The sequence below is a fragment of the Planctomyces sp. SH-PL14 genome, from assembly GCF_001610835.1.
Lineage (GTDB): Bacteria > Planctomycetota > Planctomycetia > Planctomycetales > Planctomycetaceae > Planctomyces_A.
Window position 1 is genome coordinate 2,906,779 of sequence record NZ_CP011270.1, and the last position, 15,500, is coordinate 2,922,278.

At 65.0% G+C, this 15,500-nt stretch carries 10 protein-coding genes; 6 read left to right on the forward strand and 4 right to left on the reverse strand.

The genetic code is table 11. The annotated features are described in order from the left end of the window. Window positions 1–149 precede the first annotated feature (149 nt). The 4 genes from VT03_RS11340 to VT03_RS11355 form a co-directional block, all read right to left on the reverse strand. Window positions 150–2,084 carry a hypothetical protein gene (locus VT03_RS11340; RefSeq protein ID WP_156514423.1) on the reverse strand — a complete coding sequence of 645 codons (1,935 nt, stop codon included), beginning with the start codon at window positions 2,082–2,084 and terminating at the stop codon, window positions 150–152. Beyond that, window positions 1,969–4,791: a TolC family protein gene (locus VT03_RS11345; protein WP_075093088.1), complete on the reverse strand. Its 2,823-nt coding sequence runs from the start codon at window positions 4,789–4,791 to the stop codon at window positions 1,969–1,971. Before VT03_RS11345 ends, VT03_RS11340 begins: the two co-directional genes overlap by 116 nt. After that, complete coding sequence (locus tag VT03_RS11350; RefSeq protein WP_075093089.1) at window positions 4,791–5,276, reverse strand: MarR family winged helix-turn-helix transcriptional regulator; 486 nt, start codon at window positions 5,274–5,276, stop codon at window positions 4,791–4,793. Before VT03_RS11350 ends, VT03_RS11345 begins: the two co-directional genes overlap by 1 nt. A gap of 564 nt (window positions 5,277–5,840) precedes the next feature. Then, window positions 5,841–6,356 (reverse strand): SixA phosphatase family protein, encoded by a 516-nt coding sequence (locus VT03_RS11355; RefSeq protein WP_075093090.1) that lies wholly within the window; start codon window positions 6,354–6,356, stop codon window positions 5,841–5,843. Between the two features lie 514 nt (window positions 6,357–6,870). Between VT03_RS11355 and obgE the strand changes: the two genes are divergently transcribed. From obgE to VT03_RS11385, 6 genes are all read left to right on the forward strand, one after another. Beyond that, the gene (obgE, locus tag VT03_RS11360; protein ID WP_075093091.1) at window positions 6,871–7,995 is read left to right on the forward strand and encodes a GTPase ObgE; all 1,125 of its coding nucleotides are present in this window, start codon (window positions 6,871–6,873) and stop codon (window positions 7,993–7,995) included. Next, window positions 7,992–8,747, forward strand: coding sequence for a creatininase family protein (locus tag VT03_RS11365; RefSeq protein ID WP_075093092.1), 756 nt, complete (start codon window positions 7,992–7,994; stop codon window positions 8,745–8,747). The genes obgE and VT03_RS11365 overlap by 4 nt, the downstream gene beginning before the upstream one ends. 801 nt (window positions 8,748–9,548) lie before the next feature. Beyond that, a complete protein-coding gene (gene dnaG / locus VT03_RS11370; protein ID WP_075093093.1) occupies window positions 9,549–11,441 on the forward strand; it encodes a DNA primase in 1,893 nt (630 codons plus the stop codon). Window positions 11,442–11,696: 255 nt separating this feature from the next. Next, complete coding sequence (gene rpoD / locus VT03_RS35070; protein WP_075093094.1) at window positions 11,697–13,349, forward strand: RNA polymerase sigma factor RpoD; 1,653 nt, start codon at window positions 11,697–11,699, stop codon at window positions 13,347–13,349. A 116-nt stretch (window positions 13,350–13,465) separates the two neighbouring features. Then, complete coding sequence (locus tag VT03_RS11380; RefSeq protein ID WP_075093095.1) at window positions 13,466–14,185, forward strand: RsmE family RNA methyltransferase; 720 nt, start codon at window positions 13,466–13,468, stop codon at window positions 14,183–14,185. 259 nt (window positions 14,186–14,444) lie between these two features. Then, window positions 14,445–15,488, forward strand: a complete 1,044-nt coding sequence (locus VT03_RS11385; RefSeq protein ID WP_075097059.1) for a sigma-54 interaction domain-containing protein — start codon at window positions 14,445–14,447, stop codon at window positions 15,486–15,488. Window positions 15,489–15,500 lie beyond the last annotated feature (12 nt).

Below are 15,500 nucleotides of genomic sequence, written 5' to 3' on the forward strand. Positions count from 1 at the left end.
TATCCGGCACGGTGTCCGCGATTGGACACGCGCTCCTTCAGACATCTTTCGACGGCCAGGCCTCCGGCGGGCAAGGGGGATTCTCCCCCTTGCATCCCCTGACCAGGGTGCCCCTGGACCCGGTTGATGAGCCACGTTGGGCTTGCCCCTCACAGCTTCGGGGCGGCCGGTGCTGCATTCGCCGGACGATTGCGGGCAAAACGGGCCATGCTCTCTGTGAACTCGGCTTCCGAAATCGTCCCGTTCCCGTCAGTGTCGATCTGAGTCAGCCGGTCCTTCATCGGCCCCTGCAACTCATCACCCGTCAACTGCCCGTCGCCGTTCGTGTCGAGCGCAGTGAACCGCTCCTTGGGCGACTTCCGCTCGCCAGGGCTTCCATTCGGTCCCGGCCCGCTTGAACCCCCTGGACCTGCCGGGGCTCCCGGTCCCCCGGGCGCGCCTCCCGGACCTGGCTTGGCCTGACCTTCGCCAGGGCCGCCCGCGGGAGTCGCCCCGGCCGGAATCTTGATCTCCGACGCCGTCTTTCCGAGCTCGCGGGCCACTTCCCCTTCAATCACGGCGATCTCGGGCGCAAACCGCGTGCGGGGATTCAACACCACCCGCTCTCCGGCCTGGACGCCATCCTTGACCTCGACATGGCTCTGGTTGGAAGACCCGACCATGAGGTCCCGCCGGACCGGACCGTTCTCCGTCAGGACGAACGCGAAGGTCCGTCCGCCGATGGCGACCACCGACTGCACCGGGATCTGCAGGACGTTGTCGCGGTTGTCGACCAGGATCTCCACCTGGGCGGTCAGCCCGGGGCGAAGGGTCTTGAGGATCTCGACGCCGTCGGTCAGCTTGATCTCGGTCTCGTACTCGCGGAGGTCCATCTGCGGCCAGCGGCCCGACATCGGGACGGAGGAGACCTCGGTCACGACGCCGTTGAAGAACGTGTCCGGGAAGGCCTCGATCCGGATCCGGGTCGGGAGGTCGCGGCGGACGGCGGCGATCTGCGACTCGTGGATCCGGCAGTCGACCTTCATGCGGGTGATGTCGGGCAGGTTGATGATTGCCTGCCGCTCGCGGACCTGGGCCCCCTCGGTGATCGTCTCCGGGTTGCTGCCGCCGCGGTTGCTGTTCTGGAGGTTCGCGTAAACCACTTCCCCGTCCTGCGGGGCCCGCATCGTGCAGACGTCGATCTGCCGCTTCCAGCGTTCGAGGGTGGACTTTTCGGCCTCCGCGGTCAGCGTCTTGGCCTTGATGTCTTCCTTCGCCTGGACGACCGCCGCGTCGCACTTGATCTGCGTCCGCTCCAGCTCCCGCTTGAACTCCTGGGCGTTCGCCTTGAGCTCTTCGATGCGGCGGTTGTAGTCGTACTCCTTGAGGACCTTGAGCTCCTCGACCGCCGTGGCGAGCTTCAGCTCCGCCTGCTTCACGCCGATCCGTTCCGCCTCGAGGTCGTTCTGCGTCCGGGCTCCCTTGCGGACCTGGAGCTTGGTGAACTCGTAGGTCTCCTTGATCCGCAGCAGGTCTTCTTCGGCGATCGCCACATTGCCGGCGAGCTGATTGACCGACTTGGGATATTCGCCGTTCTCGAACTTGTCGAGGTCCAGGTCCGCCAGCCGGAGCTTCAGCTTGACCGCCTCGATGTCGGTTTCGTTCTGGCGAAGCAGAATCTCCAGGCTCTTCTCGGCCGTGACCGCGGCGGCGGCCGCCTGCGAGGCCTTGATCTCCTGGAGGGTGTACTTCTCGCGCAGGGCCGAGGAGTCGAGTTCGCAGACGACGTCGCCGGTCTTGACCGCGGTCCCCTCGGCGACGATCGAGATGATCGTCGTCGAGCCTTCGACGAGGCTCGTCAGCGTGGCGTTGCCGGAGCTGTCGACGTGCCCGGCCACGTTGACCGAAATCAGGAACGGCTTCTTCTCGGCCACTTCCGTGATGAGGTGGCTGTAGTCGTTCCGCTTCGACCCCGAGAGCCCCAGGTTCTCAGTCAGCGAGTTCCAGCGGCTGACGACGCTCGCGCTCCAGTCCGGCCGCGTCGTCACCGCGTAGGCCGTCGCCCCGGCGCCCGTCAAGCCAATCCCCAACAGAGACAGTGTCATCCAGCGCCGACGCCCCGACGGGGTCAAGGGTTGGTACGACAAGTCCAGGTTCTGGCTCATTATTGAAGATCCTCGGATCACGGTAGAACGGATCGTTCCACACCCCATCTTCGCCCAGATCCATGATACCCATGTCCCGGTAGATATTGAGCCGGTTCCGCTCGTAATCGACCCAGTTCTGGATCAGGGAATTCTGACCGTTCAAAATCGCGTTCAACGCACCGAGCAGGTTGTTCCCCTGCAGACCGGTTCCGCGGGTGCTCGTCTGGCCGGGGGCCTTGGGACGGAGCGCCTCATCGACTGCCAGATCGTACTGAGTCGCCCCCAGGCGGATCGCTTGCTTCGACGTCTCCAGATTCTCGCGGAGAACCTGCATCTGACGCCAGTCTCGGCGGATCTGTTGCTTCACCGTGTCTTCAGCCAGCATGTAATTTCGCTTGGCCCGCTCATAGGCAATGAGGGCCGCGCGGTACGTGTTCCGTTCCGAAATCTGGTCGAGCGGGGCGGTGAATCGCATCCCGAAGCGGTAGCTGCTCCGGTCCCGCCGGAAGTCGAACGGCCGGTTCCCGCCGGAAGTCCCGATGTCCCCTTCGACCACGATGTCCGCCTGGGACCGCAGGCGGTTGGCGACCACCTCGACGAAGCGGCGGGCGTCCATCACGAGCGCCCGGGAGTTCATCAGGTCGAGCCGGTTCTCGACCCCGGCCGCGACGCTGTCTTCCAGACTCACCGCATAGGGGCGGACCCGGATCATCTCGGCCCGGACGCCGACGAGCGTTCCCGCCAGGTTCCGGGTGTCGCGCAGCAGCTTTTCGTGACGATCCAGGATCTCCAGCCGCATCGCATCGCGGGCCTCCTTGGAGAGATCGGGATCCTCGAGCTCCTTCCGCCACAGGACAATCTCGTCCTGCCGCTGCTGGAGCTGGGCGGAGGTCAGGTCGAAGATCCGCTGGTCGCGGTCGAAGTCGTTCGTCAGCCGGTCGCGGTTCTCCTCCGCCAGCAGCGATTCCAGGATGGCGGGAACCTCGCCGCGGAGCCGCTCAATATCCTGCCGGACGATCTGGATTCCCTCGGCCGACACCATCCGCACGACTCGCTCGTACTCGTCGATCACCTTCTTGAGCTGTTCGACGGTCGGAACGTGTTCCTGTCCCGGCGGGAGAGCCTGCCCGTCCGGCGGGACTTCTAGCTGCGCCCAGCTCTGGGGGACGAAGTCCGTGACGATCAGCTCCAACTCGCGAAGCCGCTGCTCGATGAGTTCGAACTGGGAGAGGGATGTCTGGTCGATCGAGAAATCGATGTCCGGCGGCAGGCCGAGCTGCACCTTGTAGTTGTCGAGGGCGTCCTGGTACTGCCGCTGCAGGTTGCGGAGTCGCTGCAGCGAGCCGGTGTAGCTCGACTTGAGCTGCACGACGTCGAGGGTCGAGGCCTCGGCCCGCAGCGGGACGATGATCGTCAGGATCGCGTCCTGGTAGGCGGGATCCTTCGAGATCGCCTTCAGCTGGATCTCGTCCTCTTCGGACATCGGCCCCAGCCAGGTCAGCAGTTTGCGGTCGGGGTCATAGGAGAGCCGTCCCTTGAAGTTCTCCGGAATCGCGAAGTCGGCGGGGAGGGTCTCCAGGTCGATCCGCGACGCGATGTTGGCGGGGCGGTCGCCCGTCGAGGCTTCGAGCAGGTCGACCTGACGGCGGATCCGGTCGAGGTTCCCCTCTTCGTTGAGGATGCTCTGCGCGAGCTGCAGCAGTCCCAGGTAACCGCCGCCGCCGCCGGGTCCGCCGACGACATCGGTGAACAGGATCTGCCGGTAGCGGGCGAGGTCGCGGGTCTCATACAGGAGGTCGCGTTCCGACTGCGTCAGGTTCTCGAGGACGACCTTGCGGCCGGCATTGATCAGCAGCGGCTGCACGAGTGAATACGAGAGCACCGAGGCCGAATTCGTCTGGTTTCCGCCCGAGAAGAGCCAGACGGTGTTGTTGGCCAGTTCCACCGCGAGCTGTCCGCCGGCGGGGAGGAGCTGGCTGACGCCGAAACGGCTGTCGGCCGTGGCTCTCCCGATCCGTCCGGGACGGGCGTCCGACACGATGTCGGCCCCCGGTTCGCGGCCGCCGATCCCGAGGTAGCGGACGCCGAACTGGAACCGTTCGAAGGTCACGTTGAGGGCGGCGAGGTACAGGTCCTCGATGTTGAACTGGTAGTCCCGGCTGTGGATCTGGGCCAGGTTGACGGCGTCCTGGACCTTGACCTGCTCGATCTTGGGGGGACCGGCGAGGTAGCGGCCGTTCTGCGGGTCGATCATCTCCGGGCTGATGCCGTAGCGGAGCAGCCACTGCGGGTTCTCGACGCGGAGCGTGTCGCCGAACTTGTGCCAGCCCTTGTATCCCTGCCAGCCGTCGACCCAGTGCATGTACTGGTGGGCGGCGGGATCGTCTGGCGGCAGCGGGGCGCAGTCTGGGTCGTGCGGGTCGAAGAACCGGCTTTCGGGATCGGGGGTGACGTTCAGCCGGGGGAGCGACCAGCGGGGATCGGTGAACCGCTCCATCTCCGCCTGGTAGACGTCCATGTCCGCCTGCTTCCGCCAGAACGGGCGCGAGCAGCCGGTATGGGCCAGACCGAGCAGCGCGGCGCAGCAGACCGCGGCCAGCCGGCGGCGGGTGCGTCGGCGGGAGGGCTTCGTTCCTCGGGCGGGCGTGAGGACGGAAGAGAACATCAGGCGGCGCGCTCCACCACGCGTGACGGTTCGAGGCTTTCGTCGGTGAGGGCCGAGACCAGCGTCGAGACGAGGCCGGCCAGCGACTCCGAGACCCGCAGCGATTCTTCCGGCGTCCACTCGGCAAAGGTCTGGCGGAGGCGGACATCGCGGCGGTCGCGGGCAATCTGGAGGAGGGCCTGGCCGTGACCGCTCATCGCCAGGACGCTGCGGCGGCGGTCGGTGGCGGACCGCTGGCGGACCAGGAGGCCGTCCGCCTGCATCCGTTCAATGAGGGTGCAGACGGTCGACTCGGAGAGGCCGAGGGCCCGGGCGACGTCGGTTTGGGAGCTGCACGAGAGGGAGTCTTCGAGGAGTTCGAGAACGTCGACGCGGGTCGAGCTGATTCCCGTGGGGCCGTAGCACTGGGAGAGGAGTTCTTCGAGCAGGCGGTTCGCCTGCCGGAGCCGGAGGACGATCTCCGCGCCGTGGGACATGTCGGGCATCTGGGGAATCCTTTCCACGGTCCGGCGGCAACTCGACCGGCAGCCATGGCCGATCAACACATTTGGCAGATCCTTCGCTTTCCAATGATTCGGTTTGGAATGGTTCGAAACTGAAGGAGTTCAAAGGTTGCGCAAACTTTTATGGGAGATCGGCGGGGAATCGGGACCGATTTCGTGGTCGCTGTGATTCCCCTTCAAGAACCGTTTCGCGTCCCCAGGCGAACGCGGACGGCGTTCCACGCCCCGGGCTCGTTTGGGGAACACACACCAGCCCGAAGCGCCGGCGAGGGACGAAGCGGAAATTCGCTCGCGCTTCGGGCTAGGGTAGGCAGGCGAGCGGGGGGCGTCAGCCCCCTGATTCCGCGTTCAAACAGCCCGGTTTCCTGAAGGATGCAGCAGAGCAATCCGGAAACGCGAGGTTGTCGGAAACAGGCTCACGCGGAGATGCGGAGAACGCGGCGAGAAAACGGGGGATGCCTGTCTCTTCTCCGCGTGAACCCCCTCTTCTCTCTCGCACGACGGCGAAGAGGGGTGGGCACGTCCGGCCGCTCGGTTTCCGACAGCTCAGTCCAGGCCGAAATCCTGGGCGATGTCCCGGACCCGGGTCACCTTGGCCTGACCCTGCAGGGGCGCCTGCCTCTCGTCCCACTCTTCCCAGTGGGGAAGATCGAGGTCGAGCTGGGCGATCGAAGCGGTCTTCATCTCCTGAAGCCGTCCGGTTGCCTCGTGCAGCAGTTCCTCGAGGCCCGGGTTGTGACCGATGCAGAGGACGCGGTGTGCGGTTCCGGGGAGGGAGCGGAGGACTTTCCGCCACGTCGGGACTGTTGCCAGGTAGAGTTCCGGGGTGATGACGACCTTGTCCCGGAAACCGCACGCTGGAGCGAGGAGGTCCGCTGTTTCGCGGGTTCGCCGGGCGTCCGAGCAGACGATCAGGTCGGGAACGAGTTTCTGTGCGCGGAGCCATTCGCCCATGAGGGGGGCGGAGAGCTGGCCTCGGTCGTTGAGGGGCCGCTCGTGGTCGGACATGGCGGGATTGTCCCAGCTCGACTTGGCGTGCCGCATCAGCAGGAGTGTGCGCATGTGGATTCTCCTTGGCGGGTGCCGTTCTATCAGACCGGGGGAGGGGAATGTAGTGGGAACCGCCGTTCGAAGCGTGTCTTGCCGGCACGGCTATGCCACCTCAAACCCAACGTGCGACGGCAGCCTGGGGTCAAGGGGGCCACGCCCCCTTGCCGCCGGAGGCACTCCTGTGAGGAACCGTGGTACGCAACGGACGTCCCCTTTGTGGTACCGGCGGTGAGAACTCCCCGCTCGCTTTGGACGCCCCGTGGGTTGGTGTGGGGGCATACGACACCTTGTTCGCGTTCGGACACCCCCCCTTTCAGGCATCTCTCGACGGCCAGGCCTCCGGCGGGCAAGAGGGCGTTGCCCCCTTGCATCCCCCACCAGGGTGCCCCTGGACCCGGCTGGTTTGAGACGCACCCGACTCCCGCGCTTTCCTCGACCGCAACCGGTATGATTTCGCGTTGCTCCGTGCGCCCCTCCCCACGGACCAACCCACTTTCACCCCCGTTTCCCACCAGACTGACCGAGAATGTTCGTCGATCGCGTTGAAATTCGTTGCAAAGCCGGAGACGGAGGGGACGGCTGCTCCAGCTTTCGCCGCGAAGCCCACGTCCCCCGCGGCGGACCCGACGGCGGCGACGGCGGCCGCGGCGGCAGCATCATCGTCCGCGCCGACACCAACCAGGGAAACCTCGCCGGCCACGTCGGTCACCGCCAGTGGAACGCCCAGGACGGCCAGAACGGCATGGGCTCCCTCTGCACCGGCCGCTCCGGCGAAGACGAAGTCATCCTCGTCCCGACCGGCACGCTCGTGAAGGACGCGGACCACGACTTTGTCCTCAAGGACCTCAAACACCACGGCGAGGAATTCATCGTCGCCCGCGGCGGCAAGGGAGGCCGGGGAAACAAGTACTTCGCCAACGCCATCAACCGGACCCCCAAAGAGTTCGAAGAGGGCGAAGAAGGCGAACTGCGGAACGTCATCCTTGAACTCAAACTGATCGCCGACGTCGGCGTCATCGGCAAACCGAACGCCGGCAAGTCGACCCTCCTCAGCCGCCTCTCCCGCGCGACTCCCGAGATCGCCAACTACCCGTTCACGACCAAGTACCCGAACCTCGGCGTCGTCAGCGTCGGCTCCGACCACCAGTTCGTGATGGCCGATATCCCCGGACTCATCGAAGGGGCCCACGCCGGCGTCGGCCTCGGCCATGAGTTCCTGAAGCACGTCCAGCGGACCAAGGTCCTCGTCCACCTCGTCGAGCCCGATCCGGACGACCAGACGAACCCGGTCGACAACTACCACCAGATCCGCAAGGAAATCGGCCTCTACGACCCGGCCCTGCTCGAGCGGCCGGAGTTCATCGCCATCTCGAAGAGCGAGCTCGCGGACGCCGAGGCGGCCGCGGAACTCCTGGAAGAGGCCCTCGGCGCCCCGGTCCGGCGGATCTCCGCAGCGACGGGCCATGGACTCCCGGAGCTGATCCGCGACGTCAACAACCTCCTGATGCGGATCGCCGAAGAGGAAGCCGCCACCGAAGCGGAAGCGGCCCGGGCGGCCGCGGCCGCCGAAAAGGCTCCGGCCCCGCCGGAGGCGGTCGAGAGTGAGCCGATGGATCTCGACAATCCCGCTCCCGCGGAATCGACCCCATGAATCTGGCGGAAATGACCTGGAAGGCGGTGGCCAACCTCGACCGCGACACGCCGGTCGTGATCCCGGTCGCGGCCCTGGAACAGCACGGGCACCATCTCCCGGTCTTCACCGACAGCATGCTGCTCGGCGAAGTCGTCCGCCGCGTCGAACCGGAGCTGGCGGAACAGGTCCTCTTCGCCCCCCTGCAGTGGCTCGGGAACTCCGACCACCACCTCGACTTTCCGGGGACCATGACCGCCGCCCCGCGGACCTATATCGATCTCCTGGGGCGGATGGCGGAGAATTTCCTCCATCACGGCTTCCGCCGGATCGTGTTCCTCAACGGCCACGGGGGAAACGAGGTCCCCGGCCGCCAGGCGATCTTCGAGCTGCGGCAGGCCCATCGGAAACGGGCCGATCTGTTGCTCCTGTTCTCGACCTACTGGGACTTCGGCGATCCGACGCGGGGGGCCATCCCGCTCGTCCAGCGGCAGATGGGGCACGCCTGCGAGTGGGAAACATCGATGATCCTCCGGATCGCCCCCGACCTCGTCGGGCCGATCGAGGACCTCGACGACGTCTCCTTCGAGTTCGGCTTCGGCAAGGCCTACCGCGGCTGGGTCACGCAGGACCGGACCGAGACCGGCCACATCGGAGCCCCCCGGTCAGCCACCCCCGAGAAGGGGGAACAACTCTTCCAGACGTACGCCGTCGGAGTCACGCGGTTCCTCCGTGAGGTGGCCGAGTGGGACGGGCAGGGTTGGAAGACGTAGGTGGTTGAGAGCCAGAAGGCTTTCTGAACGCTGAAGGCGTTGCACAACCTTATAGCCTGGGGCAACGCCCCAGGAACCATGACGGCGCTCGACCTCAAGCCCTGAAGGGGCGTTACAACCTGGACGTTGTGTCGCCCCTTCAGGGCTCATCGATCACCGCTGCCCGCAAACCTGGGGCGCTGCCCCGGGCTGGATTGTTTCACGCCGTTGGCGTGGCCGGCTCTGAACATCCCGTCTCTCCGGGGCTCTTGCGTTGGTCCCGCCCGCCGCTGCGGGTCAGAAGGAACCCGCATGCTCTGCCAAACAAGACCTGCATCTCACCGTCGCGATCTCCCATCCCGCGTGAAACTCCTTGGTCCCCTTCGTGCCTCCTTGGTGTCCTGGTGTTTAACTCCCTCTCGGGATTCCTTCACGGACTCTTCCGATTACGTCAACGGAATGCGCCGCGTTGACTTCTCTCAACACGTCGACCTCGCGCGTGGTTCCCCGTAATAAGGTGGTGCCGAAATTGAAGTTGCGCCGCCTCGAGATCCCTCCGAGTTTCCAGGCATTTCTTGACCGTCCCCTAACACCCTGTAGAATCTCAATGCAACGCTTGTTCGCCACGACACACTCGCAAGTGCTCTTGCGGCCGCTGTTTGGGCCTCAACGTTGCAAGATGCCCACGGACCGGTGAAGACCGCTTCACCGGCAACTCCCCGGAGGGGACGCAGGGACTGAGATCGAACGCTCCGATGGATGCCCATCCGAAGTGTCAGACTCGTTGCAACGGCCTGCTTTTCACGAACATGCGAGGGACCCGTGTCGGAAGATTTCACGAACGATTTTCGTGAGATCGTGCGCGACCGGACCGACATCGTCCAACTCATCGGCGAATCCGTCGCGCTCATCCCCGCCCACGGGGGACGCGAATACAAGGGGCTGTGCCCGTTTCATGACGACCACAACCCCAGCATGATGGTCTACCCGCAGCGGCAGAGTTTCCGCTGCTGGTCCTGTCAGACCGGGGGGGACGTCTTCACGTTCGTCATGGAACGGGAGAAGGTCACCTTTCCGGAAGCGATGGAAATCCTGGCGCGGCGGGCGAACCTCGCACTGCCGGAACGATCGAAGCGATCCAACTCAACCTCCGGTCCGGACAAACCGGCACTGTACGAGGCCCTGCTGTGGGCTCAGGAAGTTTTCCACAGCACTTTTTTGAAAGACCCCTCCGCCGAGAAGGCACGGGACTATGTTCGTTCACGCGGCCTCACGGACGAGACCGTTCGGCAGTGGAAAATTGGTTACCACCCCAACAGCTGGGACTGGCTGCTACTGCAGGCCAAGGGCAAGTTCGCCCCGCCGCAGCTGCTCGCCGCCCGCCTGATCGGGGAACGGGAGAACGGACAGGGACACTACGACAACTTCGTCGACCGGGTTCTGTTTCCGATTCACAACGAACGGGGACAGCCCGTCGCCTTCGGGGGACGCGTCTACCCCGGCGGAGTCGACACGGGACGCGGTAAATACTGGAACAGCCCGGAGAGCGAAGTCTTCCTGAAGCGGAAGATGCTCTACGGATTCCATCACGCCCGTGATGTGATCCAGAAGTCGAATACGGTTCTCGTCACGGAGGGTTACACGGACTGCATCGCGTGCCATCAGCACGGGGTGAAGAACGTGGTTGCCACCCTCGGGACGGCCCTGACGGATCAGCACGTCACCGTCCTCAAGCGGTTCGCCCAGAAGGTGGTCCTGCTTTATGACGGCGACGAGGCTGGACAGAAAAGCTCGGAACGGGTGATCGAAAGCCTCCTGGCGGAGGACGTGGACCTGCGGGTCCTGTCGCTGCCCGGGGAATGCGATCCGGATGAATACCTCCGGGAGGAAGGGGCCGACGCCCTGCGAGCCCTGGTGGAATCCGCCCCCGAGGCGTGGGAGTTCAAGCTCCGCGTCGTCGAGAGGCGGTACAGCCTCCGCACAATCGACGGCCGGCAACGGATCCTGGACGAGATGCTCCAGCTCCTTGCCGCCGCACCGAAGATGTCCCGGCACATCCGGGAAGACCTGCTGCTCTCGTCGCTCGCCCATCGGCTGAATTTGCCCGATGGCCGCGTGCGGGAGCGCTACAATGAGATCAGACAAAAAAAAGCGGACGGCCGCCCCGAGACCCCTGGAACCGTGGCGGCCCCGAAGATTTCGGAGGCCGTTAGCCGCCTGTGCAGTCGGGGAACGAACCCGGACAACCGAGCGGAATGTGAGTTGCTTGGGTTCCTGATGATCAGTCCGGAACTCAGCCCTTTTGTGGAAAAGGCCGTTTCCCCCGAACAGATCCGGCATCCGGCCTTGCAGGCGTTGCTGAAATACGTTGTCGACTTTTCAACCAGTCACCCGGGAGCCACCTACGAATCGTTGATGACCCAGCTCGATGATCCGGACCTCAAGCGTCTGGTCGTCTGGCTGGATGAGCTTGCCCAGGCTCTTGAACTGGGCCGGAAGCTCCGCGAAGGCGGAGTCGACCAAACCGACGGCTGTCCCCGTTTCCTCCGGCAGGCCCTTGACGCATTCGTCTGGCGCCAGGAACAACAGTCGTACAAGCAACGGACGGCATTGCCGTCGTCCTCGACTGGCGAAGGAACGCCGACGCCCGACGAACTTCTTCGTCAGGCGCAACAGTTTCACCAGAGACGTGCCACCAAGAAAACTGGCGTGTAGCTGATTCTCACAAGGACCCTTCCGCCCGAAACCGCAAACCGACACGACACCGCCGGCCTCCCCGTGGACGCCCGTTGTTCGTTCCCCACGTCTGCTGTCGCCGGAGCTTCTCAGCCCGGCCGCTCCTGGACGTCCCGGAACCAACGCTGCCCATCGCCACCCGGAACGCTCGCTCCCTCGCGATCGATTTGCTTTTCAGCGGAATTCCCGAGACAACTCACGATCGGTGCTGGTCAGCCGGAGGATTCATTCGCCATGCATCTTTTCGATGATGGTCTTCGTCAGCTTCTGGAAATCGGCAAGCGTCAGGGATTCCTGACCTTCACGCAGATCAACACCTATATCCCGGACGAGGCAGTCAGCCCGGAAAAGCTCGATGAGCTGCTGATGCTCTTGGAGGAGATGGGCCTCCGCGTTCAGGACGATCTCAAGGAACGCCGCACCGAGCCCGCCCCGCCGAAGAAGGGGGCGAAGAACGCCAAGGCTCCGCCGAAGATCAAGACCTCGGACGAAGGCCGGCGGATCGAAGACCCGGTGCGTATGTATCTCACCCAGATGGGCGAGATCCCGCTGCTGACCCGCCACGAGGAAATCTCCCTCGCCAAGACGATCGAAGTCACCCGCAAGCGGTTCCGCCGGCAGCTCCTCGAGAGCGACTTCGCGGCCCGCCAGACGATCGACGTCCTGACAAAGGTCAACGACGGCGAGCTGCCGTTCGACCGGACGATCAAGGTCTCGCTGACCGAGGGGATGGAGAAGGACCAGATTCTCGGCCGCATGCCGCTGAACCTGAAGACCCTCCAGCACCTCCTGTCGCTGAACGAGCAGGACTTCACGAAGCTCCTCGACGAGACGACCCCCGCCGCCGAGCGGAAGCAGATCGAGGAACGCCTCGCGATGCGTCGCCGCAAGATGGCGACCCTCGTCGAAGAAATGAGCATCCGCACGCAGCGGCTGCAGCCGATGACGAAGCGGCTCGAACAGATCAACGAGCGGATGCAGGAGCTGCGGGACCAGATCGACCACCTGAAGCGGTTCAAGACGCAGAAGGACGATCGGGCCAACCTGCAGCGCGAGCTGAACGACCTGATGTTCCAGACGCTGGAGACTCCCGAGTCTCTGCAGAAGCGGATGGAAGAGATCACCGAGCGGTACTACGTCTACGACAAGGCGATGCGGGACCTCTCGGGCGGTAACCTCCGCCTCGTGGTCTCGATCGCCAAGAAGTACCGCAACCGCGGCCTCTCGTTCCTCGACCTGATTCAGGAAGGGAACACCGGCCTGATGCGGGCGGTCGACAAGTACGAGTACCGCCGCGGCTACAAGTTCTCGACCTACGCCACGTGGTGGATCCGTCAGGCGATCACCCGGGCCATTGCCGACCAGGCCCGCACGATCCGCATCCCGGTCCACATGATCGAGACGATGTCGAAGCTCCGCCGGGTGAGCCGGGCGCTCGTCCAGGAACTCGGCCGCGAGCCGACCGTGGACGAACTGGCCGAAGCGGCCGGCGTCCCGCTCGACGAAGCCCGCCGGGTCCTCAAGATCTCGAAGCACCCCGTCAGCCTCGACCGCCCGGTCGGTGAAGGGGACGACAGCTACTTCGGCGACTTCATCCCGGACGAGAGCACCGACAGCCCGGTGACGACCGCCGCCCAGGAGATGCTGAAGGACAAGATCGACGTCGTCCTCAAGACCCTGACCTATCGCGAGCGGGAGATCATCAAGCTCCGCTACGGCCTGGGAGACGGCTACACCTACACGCTGGAAGAAGTCGGCCGGATCTTCAAGGTGACGCGGGAACGCGTCCGCCAGATCGAAGCCAAGGCGGTGCGGAAGCTCCAGCACCCGGTCCGCAGCAAGCAGCTCAAGGGATTCCTCGACCGTCTGGCCTCGGCCGGAACGTGAGCCCCTGACCAGCGACGACACCCGAGCCCCGCAGGATCACCTGCGGGGCTTTTCGTTTGGGCTTCGAGCGAAGACGCGATACCGTCCGGCTTTCCCCGCCGGCTGCCGGATGACCTATGGACCGCTTCTTTCACCGCGACATCACCCCCGCGGAGCTCACGCTGGAGGAGTCCGAGGGGCGGCACCTGGCCCAGGTCCTCCGCAAGGAGCCCGGCGAGCTGGTCGAGGTCTTCGACGGCCAGGGGGCTTCCGCGACGACCCGCATCGCCTCGATCGGAAAGAAGGGGGGCAACGTCGTCCTGGTCCGCACGACGGAGGTCGCGGTCGATCCCGCACCGACCCCGGCCGTCTGTGTCGCCGCGGCCGTTCCAAAGGGGGAGCGGTTCAAGTGGATGATCGAGAAGCTGACGGAGATCGGAGTCGACGAACTCCAGCTCCTTTCGACCCGCCGGTCGGTGGCCGAACCGGGGGCCGACCGTGTCGATAAACTGACGGCCCTCGTGATCGCCGCCTGCAAGCAGTCCCGCCGGAACCGCCTCCTGCGAATTCACCCCGTCGTCTCCTTGAGCCAGTTTCTGAAGTCACCGGAGGGCGACCTCTTCCTCTGCAACGCCGACGGTTCCTCTCCCATTGCAACGCCGGTTTCCGCTGACGCCTCCCACCTCATCGTGGCGGTCGGTCCGGAAGGGGGCTGGACCGCGGACGAAATCGACGAGTGTTCCCGCTCCAGCGGTTTTCGTGGGGCGATTGCCTTGTCTTCGCACATTCTTCGCGTCGAGACTGCCGCCATTCTGGGCGGCGCATGGGCTGTGCAGCGGCGAGGTCCTTTCGGATAACCGAATCGCCAAGTGGCTGCGGACCGGTAGTGATTGACGACTGAGCAGTGATGGCTGTCAGTGCAAACATTTTGAGCATCTTCGCTACCGCTCTCCCGAATCGAGGGGTATACTTCGCCTGATCCGGCGCCTCGCGTCGGAGAAAACAGCGGTTTCGTCTGCGACGGTCCGGTCTGCTGCGCCCGCAGGCTGATGGCGTGGGGGAGTCTGCCAGACTCGCCTCCGCTCGACCCGGTCAGACGATGGTTTGCAGGTCACGATGCCCACGGTTGCCGATCCCCTCTCCAGTCCTCTGCCGGGGCTCATTGGACATTGCGCGGCGATGCAGGAGGTCTACCGGCTGACCCGCCGAGTCGCCGAAAGCTCGGCCACGGTCCTGCTCCTCGGTGAGACCGGGACGGGCAAAGAACTCATCGCCCGCTCGATCCACGACCTCAGCTCCCGCGCAACGGGCCCGTTCGTCCGCGTGAACTGCGGGGCCCTCAGCGAAAGCCTGCTCGAAAGCGAGCTCTTCGGCCACGTCAAAGGGGCCTTCACGAGCGCCCACGAGAACCGGACCGGCCGGTTCGAGGCGGCCCACGGCGGGACGATCTTCCTCGATGAGATCAACTCCGTCAGCTACACGATGCAGGTCAAGCTCCTGCGGGTCCTTCAGGAGCACGAGTTCGAGCGGGTCGGGGACTCGCGGACGATCTCGGTCGACTGCCGCATCGTGGCGGCGACGAACCGCGACCTTCAGGAAATGGTCGACCGCGGCGTCTTCCGGGAAGACCTTTATTACCGCCTGAACGTCCTCCCGATCTATCTCCCCCCGCTCCGCGACCGCTCGGACGACGTCCCCGCGCTGACCGAGTTCTTTCTCGAGAAGTACGCCGCTGCGAACCGCCGCCCGGCCCTGTCGCTCAACAACGATGCGGTCGGGTTCCTCAAGAATTACTCCTGGCCGGGGAATGTCCGGGAGCTGCAGAACTACATCGAGCGGGCGGTCGTCCTGGCGACGAACGGCATCCTCTCGGCCGACATCCTTCCTCCCCACGTCCGCGGCCTCGCTCCGCAGCGCCTGGGCCGGGCGGGGAAGGGAAGCATCGATACGCTCTGCTCGGAACTCGTCTCACTGGGGCTGGGGCAGTCCGACGGGGACGGCACGGCCTACAACCACGTGATGGGCCTGGTCGAGAAGGAGCTGATTCAGCAGGTCCTGCGGCAGTGCCAGGGGACTCAGACCAAGACGGCCACGCGGCTGGGAATCAACCGCAACACGCTGCACAAGAAGATCGAAGAGTACGGGCTGGAGTCGGACTGAGAGGCGGTGTGG